The sequence below is a fragment of the Treponema phagedenis genome, assembly GCF_008153345.1.
GTDB lineage: Bacteria > Spirochaetota > Spirochaetia > Treponematales > Treponemataceae > Treponema > Treponema phagedenis.
Genome location: NZ_CP042818.1, coordinates 1,596,094 through 1,611,326, shown reverse-complemented (window position 1 = coordinate 1,611,326; position 15,233 = coordinate 1,596,094). Strand labels below are relative to the sequence as shown.

12 protein-coding genes and 1 pseudogene are annotated in these 15,233 nt (G+C 35.6%); 7 read left to right on the top strand and 6 right to left on the bottom strand.

Annotation, left to right across the window (positions count from 1 at the left end; all coding sequences use genetic code 11):
* Positions 1-33: 33 nt before the first annotated feature.
* The 7 genes and pseudogenes from FUT79_RS15825 to FUT79_RS07075 form a co-directional block, all read left to right on the top strand.
* A pseudogene (locus FUT79_RS15825) lies at positions 34-327 on the top strand (recombinase zinc ribbon domain-containing protein); the annotation flags it as partial.
* A 108-nt stretch (positions 328-435) separates the two neighbouring features.
* Positions 436-837, top strand: coding sequence for a DUF4368 domain-containing protein (locus FUT79_RS15820; protein WP_331437104.1), 402 nt, complete (start codon positions 436-438; stop codon positions 835-837).
* Positions 838-843: 6 nt separating this feature from the next.
* On the top strand, positions 844-924 hold the full coding sequence (locus FUT79_RS07095; RefSeq protein WP_202947905.1) for a Maff2 family mobile element protein: 81 nt from the start codon (positions 844-846) through the stop codon (positions 922-924).
* Between the two features lie 19 nt (positions 925-943).
* Positions 944-1,807 carry a VirB6/TrbL-like conjugal transfer protein, CD1112 family gene (locus tag FUT79_RS07090; protein WP_024753559.1) on the top strand — a complete coding sequence of 288 codons (864 nt, stop codon included), beginning with the start codon at positions 944-946 and terminating at the stop codon, positions 1,805-1,807.
* Positions 1,808-1,824: 17 nt separating this feature from the next.
* Positions 1,825-2,088, top strand: a complete 264-nt coding sequence (locus FUT79_RS07085) for a hypothetical protein (RefSeq protein WP_002416376.1) — start codon at positions 1,825-1,827, stop codon at positions 2,086-2,088.
* 3 nt (positions 2,089-2,091) lie between these two features.
* The gene (locus tag FUT79_RS07080) at positions 2,092-2,481 is read left to right on the top strand and encodes a PrgI family protein (RefSeq protein ID WP_000332204.1); all 390 of its coding nucleotides are present in this window, start codon (positions 2,092-2,094) and stop codon (positions 2,479-2,481) included.
* Positions 2,393-4,822, top strand: a complete 2,430-nt coding sequence (locus FUT79_RS07075) for a VirB4-like conjugal transfer ATPase, CD1110 family (RefSeq protein WP_044635084.1) — start codon at positions 2,393-2,395, stop codon at positions 4,820-4,822. Before FUT79_RS07080 ends, FUT79_RS07075 begins: the two co-directional genes overlap by 89 nt.
* A gap of 865 nt (positions 4,823-5,687) precedes the next feature.
* On the opposite strand, the gene FUT79_RS07065 is transcribed toward FUT79_RS07075, so the two are convergent.
* From FUT79_RS07065 to FUT79_RS07035, 6 genes are all read right to left on the bottom strand, one after another.
* Complete coding sequence (locus FUT79_RS07065; protein ID WP_024753556.1) at positions 5,688-7,460, bottom strand: recombinase family protein; 1,773 nt, start codon at positions 7,458-7,460, stop codon at positions 5,688-5,690.
* 97 nt (positions 7,461-7,557) lie between these two features.
* A complete protein-coding gene (locus FUT79_RS07060) occupies positions 7,558-7,719 on the bottom strand; it encodes a hypothetical protein (RefSeq protein WP_024753555.1) in 162 nt (53 codons plus the stop codon).
* Between the two features lie 670 nt (positions 7,720-8,389).
* Positions 8,390-10,126 carry an ABC transporter ATP-binding protein gene (locus FUT79_RS07055; RefSeq protein WP_148879739.1) on the bottom strand — a complete coding sequence of 579 codons (1,737 nt, stop codon included), beginning with the start codon at positions 10,124-10,126 and terminating at the stop codon, positions 8,390-8,392.
* A gap of 3 nt (positions 10,127-10,129) precedes the next feature.
* Complete coding sequence (locus FUT79_RS07050) at positions 10,130-11,944, bottom strand: ABC transporter ATP-binding protein (RefSeq protein WP_215905275.1); 1,815 nt, start codon at positions 11,942-11,944, stop codon at positions 10,130-10,132.
* 2 nt (positions 11,945-11,946) lie between these two features.
* The gene (locus FUT79_RS15300) at positions 11,947-14,052 is read right to left on the bottom strand and encodes an ATP-binding protein (protein WP_215905274.1); all 2,106 of its coding nucleotides are present in this window, start codon (positions 14,050-14,052) and stop codon (positions 11,947-11,949) included.
* Positions 14,049-15,116 carry a DNA cytosine methyltransferase gene (locus FUT79_RS07035; protein WP_148889437.1) on the bottom strand — a complete coding sequence of 356 codons (1,068 nt, stop codon included), beginning with the start codon at positions 15,114-15,116 and terminating at the stop codon, positions 14,049-14,051. The genes FUT79_RS15300 and FUT79_RS07035 overlap by 4 nt, the downstream gene beginning before the upstream one ends.
* Positions 15,117-15,233 lie beyond the last annotated feature (117 nt).

Here is a 15,233-nt window from a genome sequence, read left to right as displayed (position 1 = left end):
CAGAAATACAAAGTAGGTTGGTTATCCGATAAACCTAAAGAGGAATGGATAATAGTAGAAAATACACATGAACCAATTATTTCTGAAGATATTTATAATATAGCAAATGAAAAATTAAAGAGCAGGAGAAGACCATTTAAAAATGGAGAAGAAAGTATATTTGCAGGCATTGTGAAATGTCCCGATTGTGGAAAATCTTTAAATCTTGGAAGAAACAAATCGAAAAAAAGAGAAAAGTTACTCACTTGTAACACTTATAGAAGATACGGAAAGTCATTATGTAGTCAACATAGAATTTATTACGATACTCTTTATGAGATAGTGCTTAAAGATATTAGAAAAAATGCAGAAATAGCATTAAAAGATGAAAAAGAAATCATAAAAGCACTTGAAAAATCACGAGAAGTTGATAATGAAGAAGAACAAAAATTTATTATGGATAAGATTTACGAAGATCAGATAAGAGTAGAAGACTTAACTAAAAAGATTGAAAAACTATATGATGACTGGCTAGATAATAAGATAAGTGAAAGTAACTTCCAAAAAATTCTTGAAAAATCACAGAAAGAACAAGATTATCTAAATCAAAGAATAGAAGATAATCAAAAATTGATTGTTAAAGAAGATCTTGAAGATATTAATGTCAAAAAATGGTTTGAACTCATAAAAAAACATAGGGATATAAAGAAGCTGGACAAAGAAACCTTAAACGAACTCATCTCAAAAATCTATGTTCACGAAAAAGAAGTAGTGAATGGAGAAATCACCCAAACAATTGATATTTACTACAATTTCATAGGAAATACAGACACACTACAAGTATTTTACAATCTCTAATTAGGCATAAAGCAGCTGATGGCAGGAGGAGGTATTGTCCTTATCGGACTTAAGCTGATTCCGCTACTTGCAAATGTACTCAAGTAAGAAGAAAAGGAGAGTTTAAATGTTTGGGATATTCGACAAGATAGAAGAATTCTTTAAGGAGCTTCTACTGGGCGGTATCCAAGCAAACTTAGAGTCCATGTTTCTTGACATCAACGATAAAGTTGGTGCAGTGGCAGCAGATGTAGGGAAAACACCTATGGGGTGGAACGGACAGGTTTTCAGCTTCATAAAAAGCATTAACGATTCCGTTATCATACCTATAGCTGGGCTAATTATTACGGCAGTCCTTTGTATCGAACTTATCAATATGGTAATGCAGAAAAACAATATGCACGATATAGATACCTTTGAATTTTTCAAATACATCATCAAGATGTGGATTGCCGTATGGTTAGTATCTCATGCCTTTACCTTTTCAATGGCGGTCTTTGATGTGGCACAGCACATGGTAAACAAAGTGACAGGGGTAATCAATACCTCTGCCGTTATCTCCGGAGATCAGATTGTTGCGATGGTTGATTCCTTAAAAGATAAGGGACTGGGGGAGCTGGTTATGATTCTCTTTGAAACCTCACTCATAAAGGTTGCCATAGAGGTAATTTCCATTGTAATCATGCTTGTGGTTTACGGAAGAATGTTTGAGATATATGTTTACTCATCGGTTTCAGCCATTCCATTTGCCACAATGGGAAATAAAGAATGGGGACAAATCGGTACAAATTACATCAAAGGGTTGTTTGCCATAGGACTACAAGGACTCTTTTTAATGGTTTGTCTTGGAATATACGCAGTATTAGTTAAGACAATAAAGATAACAGATATACACACAAGTACCATGACGATACTTGGATATGCGGTTTTACTGGGGTTAATGATGCTAAAGAGCGGAACTCTGGCCAAAAGCGTATTAAATGCACACTAACAGAAAGGAAGGATAGGATGATCAAAAGAAAAACAGTATTTACAGCAGTAGTAATCGGAGCAGGTGTTATAGCGGTGATTGATAGAATCAAACTTTTTAGCAAGATTAATGACTTGGAAGAAAGAACAAAAGACATCGGTCGCTGCCATAATGACTTTTGTATTTTGCAGGAAAGATATAACAAAAATACAGATAAACAGATAGAAAGCATTCAGGAAGAAATCGGCTCTGTTTATGAACACATAGCAGAGCTTTCAAAGGAAAAAGAAGATGGGAGGTAAGTTATGGCGTATGTACCAATCCCAAAAGACCTAAAGAAGGTAAAAACAAAGGTAGCTTTTAACTTAACCAAAAGGCAGATGATAGGTTTCACACTCGCAGGACTGGTAGGACTACCAGTCTATTTATTTATGCGAAAGGTCGTTCCAAATGATATAGCCGTCATATTTCTCATTGTGTCCACACTCCCTATCTTTTTCATCACTCTTTTTGAAAAGGACGGACTGACATTTGAGAAATATTTTAAATATATTTACCTTCATAAGTTTTATCAGCCACAAAAAAGAGTGAGAAAGGAGGTTTACCTTGAAAGACAAAAGAAAGATTCAGCAGGTAAAGTTAGAACAAAACAAAAAGAAGTTAAGAAGTCAAAAACAGGACTTAAAGCAAAATAAGGGAAAATCTAAAAAAGATAAAGGCGGGCTACTTGACCTTATTTTTAGAAAAGAACCAAAAAGATATACTGTCGAAGATACCATTCCCTATCTTAGACTCTTAAAAAGCGGTATATGTCAGCTTGATGAAAAGCACTTCAGTAAAAGCATAGCCTTTCAGGATATTAACTACCAACTTGCCTTAGATGAAGATCGAGACTTGATTTTTAATCAGTTTGCAAACTTTCTAAATTCCTTTGATCCGAGCATCAGTATTGAGTTTTCCTACATCAATCAACTTGGACGAAACGAAGAAATGAAGTCGGCAATTCAGATACCGGATAAAAAGGACGGTTTTGACGATATACGTCTTGAGTTTAGAGAGATGCTTAAAAGCCAGATTGTAAAGGGAAATAATGGACTGAAAAAATCAAAGTATGTAACCTTTACAGTAGAAGCGGATAATTTAGAGCAGGCAACATCAAAACTTGAAAGACTGGAGATAGATATATTATCTAATCTAAAGAGTATGGGAGTTCGTGCGGAAAGTTTAAGTGGGGAAGAAAGACTCAAGATTCTTCACGATATATTAAATCCCAATAAGACCTTTGAGTTTTCATACAAAAATCTGAGGAAAAGGGAAAGCACTAAAACATACATTGTACCTGATGAATTTAACTTCACGCCTTCAAGGTACTTTAAGTTTGGAAAATTTATCGGTGCAGTAAGTCATTTTCAAATTCTTGCAAGTGAGCTTTCAGACCGTATGCTTGCCGAGTTTTTGGATATTGATGATAACATCAATATTTCCTTTCATATTAAAGCAATCGACCAATCGGAGGCTATTAAAATGGTAAAGAGAAAAAATACCGATATTGACAAGATGAAAATTGAGGAAAATAAGAAAGCGGTAAGAAGCGGTTATGATATGGACATTCTTCCATCGGACTTAATCACCTATGGAGAAGATGTAAAAAGCCTCCTAAAGGACTTACAGACAAGAGATGAGCGAATGTTTGTGGTAAGTATCGTCTTTATGAACTTTGCAAAAACGGTGCAAAAGCTTGATAACACAATCTCTCAGATAAGTTCCATTTCAAATAAGCATAACTGCAAGCTGAAAAGACTTGACCATACGCAAGAACAAGGACTTATCAGCGTGCTACCTCTTGGCGTAAACAAGATTGAGATAGATAGAGGACTAACCTCATCATCTACGGCAGTTTTTATGCCCTTTACCACAGAGGAGCTTTTTATCAATTCAAGTAACAGTCTTTATTACGGACTAAATGCCTTAAGCCATAACCTGATTATGGCAGATAGGAAAAAACTCAAAAATCCAAACGGTCTAATCCTCGGAACTCCTGGAAGTGGTAAATCCTTTAGTGCTAAAAGAGAAATGGCAAATGCAATTTTAGTAACGGACGATGATGTGATTATCTGCGATCCGGAAGGAGAGTATGGAAACCTTGTAAGACAATTTAATGGAGAAGTCATTAAAGTCAGCAGTAAGTCCAAAGATTACCTGAATCCCCTTGATATTAATATGAACTATGGCGATGGGGATGCGCCACTGAAAGACAAAGCAAACTTCATTATGAGTATGCTGGAGCTTGTAGTAGGCGGTAGTGGTCTTACGGCAGAAGAAAAGTCCGTTATAGACAGGTGCTTACCTAAGATTTACGAAAGGTATTTTGAAAATCCAGAACCTTGTAATATGCCTATACTTCAAGACCTATACGATATGTTAAAAGGACAGGAAGAAAAGGTCGGTAAAAAGCTGGCAACGGAGATGGAAATCTATGTATCAGGTTCCCTTAATGTTTTTAATCACAGGTCAAATGTGGACTTAAATAAGAAACTCCTGTGCTTTGATATTAAAGAGCTTGGAAGTCAGCTAAAGAAAATCGGTATGCTTGTTATACAGGATCAGGTGTGGAATAAAGTATCTCAAAATAGAGGAAGCAAGGCTACAAGGTACTATATAGATGAGTTTCACTTGCTATTAAAAGATGAGCAGACAGCATCTTATTCTGTGGAAATATGGAAGCGTTTTAGAAAATGGGGAGGTATTCCAACAGGTATTACGCAAAATGTCAAAGACCTACTTATGAGTAAGGAAATTGAAAATATCTTTGATAATACGGACTTTGTCTTAATGCTAAATCAAGCGTCAGGAGATAGAGAAATTTTAGCAAGAAAACTTAAAATCTCACTTCCTCAGCTTAGATATGTTACCAACTCCAATGAGGGCGAGGGACTACTGTTCTTTGGAAATACCATTGTTCCTTTCCTTGATAAGTTCCCGAAGGATACAATTCTCTATCAGAAGATGACTACCAAGCCTGAAGAAGTGAGGTAGCCTATGGGGAAAAAGCTGAAAAAAGATTTTAGGGAAAGGCATAAGGCAAGTCTTGAAAGAGAAATGATCCATAGTGAAACATTCACTACATCTGAAGAAAGTAAGCTAAAGCATAACGATGATTACAGAGGAAAAATCGTCCATGACAAAGACAGATTTCAGGACAAGGTTCATAAGAAAATAAACAAGGTAAGTGCTGATAATGAAAAGGCTTATGGAACATCCAAGAGAAACGCAAGATATAGAGCTTCTGATAAGGATAGTGTAGCTGCTGTAAGTGAAACAGGAAGATCTGATTATATTACGGAGGTAAAGGATGGAAAAATCTATGATCCCTTAGGAAAAGACCTTGATAATGACGGGATTATAGACAGATACGATAATGACTTTAGGGACAGCGACTACTTTGAATCGACCTATGATGTGGATGATAATCTCCATAAAAAAGATGAGTTTTTTGGAAGTTCCTCTAAAAGTTATGAGGCTAAAAAGAGAAAGTATAAGAGGAAAAACTACACCGAAAGCCTTTATACAAGAAAAAAAGAAGATGTGTCAAAGGAAAATAAATCTGAAGGTAAAAAGACTGGAAAAGATGCTGCAAGCGAAAAAGTTCATAGTAGCCTTTCTAAAGAGCAGAGGAAAAAGCTAAAGAAAGATATGGTAAAGGTATCTGCCCTTTCAGGACTTGCCAAAGGAAGTGAAACCGTAAGGGATTATCTTTCTCATGGAAGTGATGAAAATAAAGGGGTGGAAGCAGGAGAAAAGATGGCGGACGCAAGCTCTAAACTCATTCATGGCATAAAGAAATATTCTGATAAGAAAAAGGCGAAGAAAGGATACGATCTTACAAATAAGGATTATAAAATCAGGAAGCGAAAATCGAAGCTTGAATTTCGTGATGCCAAAGAGGAACTGAAAAAGACGAATGAATATAAAAGAGCAAATGCCTATAAAAGATTTCAAAAGAAAAATCAGGTAAAGGCAGCCATTCAACTTGTTCATCATTGTCCAAACTTATATTCAAGTCATCGTCTATAATTGGAAGCTTGAAAGTAATTGATTTTAGCCATTGTCCATTAGGTTGTTTTTCTTCATAAACTTGAATTTCAGAAATCAAAGCTGAAATTAACTGCCTACGCTCTACATCATTCATTACCTTGTAGAGTTTATCAAAATAAATAAGAACCTTATATATGTTATCTCCTGTAAGCTTTTCAGCTTCAATGGTTTGTTTCTTTGCTTTCGCATCAATTAGTGATGATTCTAATTCATCTATTTTGTCATACATACGATAAAGTCTATCATCTAAATCCTGCTTTCTTCTCTTATAATGCTTATCTTCAACATCTAAATTATCTATTTCCTCAATTAGCTTAAACTTTGTAGAATGACTCTTTCTCAATTCCTTTTGGTAATTATCTATTTCATTTTCTATTTCAGAGGTGTCCACCTTCATGTTGATTTTTTCTTGCATCATAGAAGCAAATTTCGGATTACTTACAATCTTGGCAATCACCTCTGCAACAGCTTCATCTAACAATTCTTCTCTAATTTGCTTACTGAAAGTACACTTATGACCTCTTATCATCTGCCTATGTTTACAACCATAGTAATAAAAATCTTTATACTTTGTGCCATCTTTCTTTTTCTTGATACACTTGTTTCCAAACATTCCCACTCCACATATCGGGCATTTTACAATTCCAGAAAGCAAGTGTGTGCGTGTATCTTTTCCTTTATTCACATGCTCATATTTCTTTGCTTGAGATTTTAGCTTAACCTGAGCAGCTTGCCAAACTTCATCGGAAACTATAGCTTCATGTATCCCTTCAGATATGAGATACTCATCTTGTTCAACCTGCTTATATTCATTTCTTGTACCGTGAACTTTTTCTAAAGTTCTTCTTCCAAATGCTATTTTCCCATTATATACAGGATTCTTTAATATCTTTCTTATAAGACCTGCATCAAACAAAGGATTCTTACCATTCTGTCTTGGGATTTTTCTAATTCCATGATTCTCTAAGTATTTAGATATCCCATTGGCTCCTATCGTAGTATTTACATACTGGTCGAAAATCGTTCTTATGGCAACTGCCTCTTCCTCATTTATAAACAGCTTGCCATCTTCAAGTTTATATCCATACGGAGCAAAGCCACCATTCCATTTTCCTTCCCTTGCTTTTTGAATGCGACCTTCCATTGTTTGAATACGGATGTTTTCTCTTTCTATTTCAGCCACAGCTGATAAAACAGAAATCATTAGTTTCCCGGCATCTTTAGATGAATCAATGCCATCTTCAACGCAGATAAGATTCACTCCATAATCCTGCATTATCTGAAGTGTAGAAAGAACATCAGCGGCATTTCTTGCAAATCTTGATAACTTAAACACAAGAACAAAAGACACTCCATCTTTTCCAGATTTTATATTTTCCATCATTCGATTGAACTGTATTCTACCTTCAATAGATTTGCCAGACTTTCCGGCATCTTCATACTCTCCGACAATTTCGTAATCGTTGTAAATAGCAAAGGCCTTCATTTGTGATTTTTGTGCCTCTAACGAATACCCCTCTATCTGTATTGACGTAGATACTCGTGTATAGAGGTATACTTTTATTTTTTCTTTTGACATAGCATTAACCTCAATATAACTTTTCTATATCATATATAGTTTAGGATTTTTGAATTTAAGTTTGGACTATCATTTCAAGTATATTATAACACTTTTATTAGTCCGCCTCAATTTGTGTTTTTGCCATGTCAAAACTATTTTTCATCTCTTGGTTTTTTACTGGCGTTGGATCGGGCAGATTATCTAAATCTAAAACACCAGCATATTTTGTAATCAGATTTGCAATTAAATCAGCCAGTCCATTCCAGTCACTATCCACAGACACCCCTCCTTCCTTTAGAAACTTTCTATAATCAAAATATGTTTTCTTCTATATTTTAAATTTAACGACTTTGGTAGGTGCTTGGCAGCAACATAGGAATCTCACCTCCGCCTCTTATTCCAGACGAGCCGGCTTAAACTATTGAAGTATCATTATCACTACTTGTTTCATCGAACAGGTTGCCACATCTGTTTTTATGTATTCTTATTTATCGCTCGCTTTCTTGTTTCCTTGATTTACTCAGTATTCATAAAACCAAAATTTCTTTCAGCAGAAAGGTCATGGCGTAAGTCATAATCCTCCACAAGTAGATAAAGTCCTACCTTTGGTCTATTCAGTTGTCAAGGAACAATTATGTGAAAGGGACTTTTCTTTGTATTCTTTTCATTTGAAATAGGCAATCTTCACTATCATCAATAAAATACAGGAAGTCAAACTTCCCTTCACTTTACATAAGGACAGATTGCCCCCCCCTTGGTTACCGAATTTTTTAATTTATTTGATAAAATTTTTCGGTTTTCCATTAATTTTGTTTTTTATAATTTAAAAATCACGATAAAAAAGCGACTAAGTTATTTTATTCTTAGTCGCTTCAAAATTTGTCTATATGTGCTTTACAAAGCTTTTTAATTCTTAAATGTCGGTTGCTTTGAATCGTTTGCTTTTTTTACAATCTCCAGCTTGCAGCTCGCTCTCTTGCCTTGATAAATGCTGAATAAATTCCTTCTCTATTTATCAAATCGTTATGTTTGCCTTCTTGAACCAATTTACCGTCATCAATCACTAGTATCTGATCGGCTTTTTTCACAGTTGAAAGTCTGTGAGCTATCGAAACTACAGTGTGTCCTTTGGACAATTCCTCAATCGCTGCCAAAATCTCATATTCATTTTCAGGATCAACGGAGCTGGTCGCTTCATCCAAAAGAATAATAGGTGCATTTTTAAGTAATGCTCTAGCAATAGAAATTCGTTGTTTTTCACCACCGGAAAGAGAGCTGCCACCCTCACCTACCATGGTGTTATAGCCATCAGGAAGTTCCATAATAAAATTATGGCAACGAGCTTTTTTAGCAGCTTCCACTACTTCTTCATGACTTGCCTTAGGATTTGCAAAGCGAATATTATTCTCTATAGTATCTTGAAAAAGATAAACATTTTGGAAAACAAGTGAAAGATTTTTCAGTAAACTTTCTACTTTATAATCTCGTATATCCTTATTTCCTAATCTTATTTCACCACTGTCAACATCATAAAAACGAGAGATCAAATTGATTATTGTCGTTTTTCCGGATCCTGACGGTCCTACGATAGCTGTCTTTGACCCTTGTGGAATAGTAAATGAAAGCTCTTTTAAAACAGGATTCCCTTTGTCGTAACTAAAGCTCACCTTATCAAAGACGATATCCTGATTTTCCATAACTTCCAAAGTCCCGTCACTTATTTCAGGAATATCTAAAACCTCATCCAAATATTGCATATTGGCGGGATTCTTAACCATGAGGATGGCTGCATTTTCAAGTTGTTTTAAACCGCCGAAAATCATAAAGCCGGCAGCCGAAACAGTGAGCGCTTGTGGTAATAAAACTTCCCCTTTCGTATAAAGATAACAAGAAAATAATGTAACAAGCAGACTCGAAAGATTAATGATAGTAGAAAAAATTCTCGCATAAATAACAAAGACAATTTCAAAATGCACTTGAGAAAGTCTAAGCTCCTCAGAAGCATTATTCAATTTAGAATGAATTTCTTCAACAACACCTTCATCTGCAAAGGGAAAACTCCGAAGCACAGGAATCCCGCTAATGCTGTCAACTAACGCATCACCGACCTTTGTAATAGCTGCATGTTCACGTGCAATCTCTTTTTTTGCTTGATTAATCATAAGAGACACGCATAGCCAAATAAGTATTAAACAACTTAAAGTTAAAAATCCAATTTTAGTATTTACACCGAACATCCCAACCAACAGGAAAAAGGATATTGAAATGCCTGAAACAGCAAAGTCGATACTCATTGCAGAGTAATTTTCAAGACTCTTCATAACATTGGTAAATGCCGCCATAATTCTTGATAGACTTTGTTCTGCAAAATATCCCATAGGCGCCTTTTTAAGTTTTTCGCCAACTGCAAGTCTGTAGTCCTTGAAAATGCCAAAGAAAACACCATCACTAAGACCGCTTTTCGCCCAGCCTGTCAAAAAATTAAAAAGAAAGGAAGCAAAAAGCACTCCGAAAATTGTCCAAATATGCTCCCATGTAGTTTCATTCATCCAACCGAATGCAAGAAAGAGAGCGAAAAATCCAAACAGCATTGAAGCATTTTGCAGAAAAATAAGAAACATTCCTGCCTTAAGACGATTTTTATACTGTCCTGCCAGTTTGAATGATAATCTTATAAACTCCATGTCTTATTCCTCCCCTAAATATTGTTTCCACAGGCTTGCATAAAGTGGCTCTTCCATCAGTTCTTCATGTTTACCCTTGGCTATAATTTGACCTTTATCGATTAGAATTATTTGGTGTGCCTGCTTGATTGTATTTAACCTATGAGCAACCATCACAAGATTTTTCCCCTTTACTAGATTCGATATTGCTTCTTGGATGAGAGCTTCATTTTCAGGATCGGCATAAGCTGTCGCCTCATCCAAAATAATGGTTGATGCAGGTTTCAAAATTGCTCTTGCAAGGGTTATCCGTTGTCTTTCACCGCCTGACATTGCTCCTCCTGCTTCTCCTGCTTTGGTATCATACCCATTAGGAAGTGCCGTAATAAAATCATGACAATGAGCAGCTTTTGCTGCCGCAATAATTTCATCTTCGGATGCATTAGGCTTTCCAAGACGAATATTATCTCTAAGGCTTACATCAAAAAGAAAGTTATCTTGTGAAACAAAAGAAATCTCTTCAGCAAGCTGCTTAAATGAAATATTCTTTGTATCCACATTACCAATGGAAATTTTACCCGATGACTGATCCCAAAAGCCTGCCAAAAGCTTTGCAATTGTAGATTTTCCGCCACCTGAAGGTCCGACAAGTGCAGTCACTTCTCCGGGGCTTGTTTCAAAAGAAATATTATGCAATACCTCAGTTCCGTCATGATAAGAAAAACTTACATTATCAAATTTTATTCCCTTGCCCCTATCTATAGTAACTTTATTTTCTGCATCAGGACGTTTTTGGGCAGGCATATCAAGCAATTCTTGTATGGATACCCAAGTATTAGAAGCCATCTGAAAAAGTTCAAAACTCATCATGATTGCAAAAGCCTGCGGAAGAATAGCAATTGGCAGAATAAGTGATAAAAGCAATGTTTCAATGCCTATTTGCCCATTCCCATATAAATAGAAAGCTAAAGGCAAGCTCACTATCTGTGGTGTCATCATTGCTGCCGTCATCAGTGCTTTGCCAAACCAACTTTGCTTCCACCATTTCATCGTTGAAAAATGGTAGAATTTTACCGCATCTGCAAATTTACCATACGAAACTTTGTCTTGTGCAAATGCTTTGATTACAGGGATTCCACGAACATACTCAGCACTTCTGTCGGCAACATTTGCATAACTTGATAACCACACCGCCATTCTACTACGGTATTTATACATCATTGTAATCATCCCGACAAAAACAATTGGTAGCGGCACAAATATTGATAATCCTATGCGCCAATCTAAATAAAACAAAATAACTGTGCAAAGTATCGGATGCAAAAGCCTGCTAGGTAGTTCAGGCATCAAATGGGCTACCCAGTCTTCCATATCTGCTACTCGATCCATGATAATTACCTTAATTTTACCTACAGAATTATCCACCAAGTACCCCATTGGAATTACCTTTAATTTTTCAAACAAAGTCCGTCTAAGTTTTGCAAGTATGGAAAATGAGGTTTTATGTGAAATGGTTGTGCTAAATCCTGTAAATATAAAGTAAAGGAGCAGTGATCCTATTGCAAAAAAAGCATATTTCAATAGTGCATGAAAGCTGACCGGATTACCCCCGGCATTTTTTATAAGCCATCCTGCTGCATAAGCACTAAAGAAATAAGTAGAAAAACTAAAAAGCTCCCCAATGCAGGCAAAAATAACAGAAATTCTCATCCTACTCTTATACTCAGGCGCTACACTCATAAGTGCTTTATTTAAACCACCCATACTGATTTTAGGTTTTTTTTCGCTTTGCTCAATATCGCTTTCGATTCGCTGCATAATCTCATCGGGAACATCCAAATTTAGACTCTCGGAAAACATAAAGCAATAATTGCTTTATCAATTTGATTATCTTTGATATATTTTGGTAATTCAATATCATTTTCATCCAAAAACAATAATTTGCCTTTCATTGCATTCATCATTTCATTGACAATATGCAAACCGAGCCCCATACCAATATTATAAGGTTTACCGGTTATAAACGGTTGTACGGCGACATCGGCAGGTATATTAAATCCGGGACCGTTATCGCTCACAATGATGGAATTATAATTAGCAATTTGCCCTGTTATATAAACGGATATTTTTCTATCTTCTTTTCTTGCATAGCTTAGCCAATAAATGGAATTATCCAACAAATTAGTAAGAACCGATATAGCTTCGGCTTTTGCTAAAAATGCCATCAGTTTACAATTGTCGGAATTATGATGCACGCTTATTAAATGATCTGAAAACCGGAACTCATAATTTTCAAGTGCAATATTTACAATATCTGCTAATTCAGTCTCTTTTATTGCAGATTTTCTAATCATTGCAGTATAGCCGCGCACTATTTTTTCCAATCGTAAAGAAAGTTCGATTATTTTATTATTATCTCCGCGTTTGGCACAGCCGAGGAGCGCAGCTGTCAGTTTGTCGATTTCATGGATAACAACACTTAAATTTAGTCCCGCATTGGCACTTTTTATAAGAGTTTCTTTTACATCTTTATACTGATCATTTATTCTATATAAATATTTTAAAATTTCTTTTTTGTCTAATTCATTGGCAACTTTCTCTTCAACCAGATTAATAACTTCACCTAAATCGGAAAGTACGGGTTCAATAACTTTATGTGTTTTATATAATGTCGTTAAATGCGTTTTATCAACATTTCGCTCTCTTACAAATATATTCAAAACATAGTTTATTGCATCTACAAATGCGTTATAACATTCATCTTCAATAAATCCTTCCCTATTTGTTTTTTCTCTTAATCCGATACTGTCGCGTCTATTTAATCTTACCGAACCAAGAACGATATTATTACTGATATTTCCGCCGACTCGATGCACTCTTTTTAAGTCAATGCCGAGCCAATCGTTATCTCGCTCTCCGTAATCATAGACTCGAACATTATCTCGATATACTCGTATTCCTCCATTTTCACTTAAATAATCATTTATACTTTTCTTTTCCGTATTTACAAAATTAAAAATAGCCGCATCTTTTTCAAAAATAATTATGTCAAATTTAATCTCTCCGATTTGAAGTTCATCCAAATCAATATTATATTCAACCGGTCTTTTTTTGTCTTCAAGTTCTTTCAACCCTTTAATACATAAGTCTTCTTCCGACAAATCGGATATAAGCACTTTTCTTCCTTCAAGTTTATCCAATGTACTCCAAGGACGAAACTCGTATTTAAATTCTCGAACTTTTTTGCCTTTGAGTGTACAGCTGCCAAAATATAATCCACCGTTTTCTATAATATCTTCAAATTTTGGCAAACCTTCAAAAATATTTTCATTACTATAAATATCGACATCAAAAGAATCGCTATTATTAGCGAAAGGGCTATTCAAGGATAATAAATTTCGGTACACTTCCCGTATTTGTCTTCTATCCCATTGTGATTTTAAGTCTTCAATAATAATTTTTGTCCCGGTTTTCCCGTTTGGATAATATTTCGGAATTTCATTTTCAGTTACCTCGATACCGAAGTCTTCAATTTGTTTGGCATGCTCCAATTCCGTCCAATCAATGAACAATTCAACTTCTTTATTTTTAGCTGTTTTTGAAAAAAGTTTTATTTTTTTGCCAAGTTTATGTACGCCTAATCTACCTATGCCTTTTTCACCTAACGGGTAGCGCCCGCATTCGTTTTTTTTTGTCGTTTTTTTATGATCCGTACCTATCACTAACCAAACATTTTGTATGGTGTCCGCATTCATACCCGTTCCGTCATCGGAAATAACAATTTTTTTTATCATTTTATTTTCGGAAGTAAATTCAACTTTGCATTTTGAAGCACATGCATCATAAGAATTCTTTACCAATTCAAGAATTGCAATACTTTCATTTTTTATCAAATCTTCCCCGAAGTGAGCTATAATTCTCGGTGTAATTGAAAAATGCCGTTTCATATTGTATCTCCGCTTTTATTTATCACTTCCCCTAATCTCCGTGCATATTCGGGCGGAACAGCATTTCCAATTAACCTTGCCGCCGTAGAAATATTATTTGTTTTAAATACATAGTTTTTAGGAAAAGTTTGTAATGTTGCACCTTCTCGTATGGAAAGAGCTCTGTTTTCTTCGGGATGTCCAAAACGCCCGTTTGAGATACTGAAAAATTTTGTTGTGATTGTCGGAGCCGGTCTATCCCATCGCATGCGTCCGTATGTGTCTTGAAAAGCGCTGTCTTTGCCGACAAAACACTTTAACTGGAGTTCCGGATCATCCGCCCAGTCCGATCGACTGCCTCCGTTATGTTTTGTCTTTTTTAACCGTGCCAAGCATTTAGCGCTTAATCCCGAAACGGTATGATTAAAATCGCTTCTATCCTTGTTCCCCGCCTTTACCGGCGGAAATCCGTTTTTAACACCGATGACGCTTGAAAGATTAATTATCTTTTTTTCCGGTACCGGTAAATCAACGGTAACATTCTTAAGACGAGTGGCAATCAACGAAAATCGCTTTCTGTGCTGTGGCACGCCGTAATAAGCCATATCAATAACTTTGTACACGATTTTTTCGTAACCAATATTTTTCAATTTTAAAAGGAACTCGGGCAATATGCTTTCTTTGTTTGTGCGAATTCCCGGAACATTTTCAACAAGGACATATCCGGGTTTGTAATACTCAACAAAGCGGGCAAAATCCAACAATAAATCCTTTGATTGCAATGATTTCTTTTTATCGGTATTTATAATGCTGTAAAATTGGCAAGGACTGCAACCGACAAAAATTAAGCTGTCATCATTTTTTTTAATTTTAAAAGTATGTTCAAAATACCCTGTTTCCAATTTCTTTATATCCGCCTCAATAAAAACACTTTGAGGATTGTTGTATTCATAAGTTTCTTTTGCGGTTGCATCCAAATCCACGCCGGCAATAACATCAATTCCTGCCTGACGAAGTCCGCAAGTCATTCCGCCGCCTCCGCAAAAAAAATCAATAGCTTTGTATTTTATATTTCCCTTTCCCATGTTTTTATATTATTCTAAACTTTGCCGCACTCTCTTATTCTATAATGCCGTAAATCCTAATATTACGACTTATAGCGTTCCAATTCATACAAGCGGTTTCAAGTATTTTTTACTGAT

Bases quoted from the DNA above. Each gene is read 5' to 3' on its own strand.
- FUT79_RS15820 (WP_331437104.1), top strand. From the start codon at position 436: ATGGATAAGATTTACGAAGATCAGATAAGAGTAGAAGACTTAACTAAA.
- FUT79_RS07090 (WP_024753559.1), top strand. From the start codon at position 944: ATGTTTGGGATATTCGACAAGATAGAAGAATTCTTTAAGGAGCTTCTA.
- FUT79_RS07085 (WP_002416376.1), top strand. From the start codon at position 1,825: ATGATCAAAAGAAAAACAGTATTTACAGCAGTAGTAATCGGAGCAGGT.
- FUT79_RS07080 (WP_000332204.1), top strand. From the start codon at position 2,092: ATGGCGTATGTACCAATCCCAAAAGACCTAAAGAAGGTAAAAACAAAG.
- FUT79_RS07065 (WP_024753556.1), bottom strand. From the start codon at position 7,460: ATGTCAAAAGAAAAAATAAAAGTATACCTCTATACACGAGTATCTACG.
- FUT79_RS07055 (WP_148879739.1), bottom strand. From the start codon at position 10,126: ATGGAGTTTATAAGATTATCATTCAAACTGGCAGGACAGTATAAAAAT.
- FUT79_RS15300 (WP_215905274.1), bottom strand. From the start codon at position 14,052: ATGAAACGGCATTTTTCAATTACACCGAGAATTATAGCTCACTTCGGG.
- FUT79_RS07035 (WP_148889437.1), bottom strand. From the start codon at position 15,116: ATGGGAAAGGGAAATATAAAATACAAAGCTATTGATTTTTTTTGCGGA.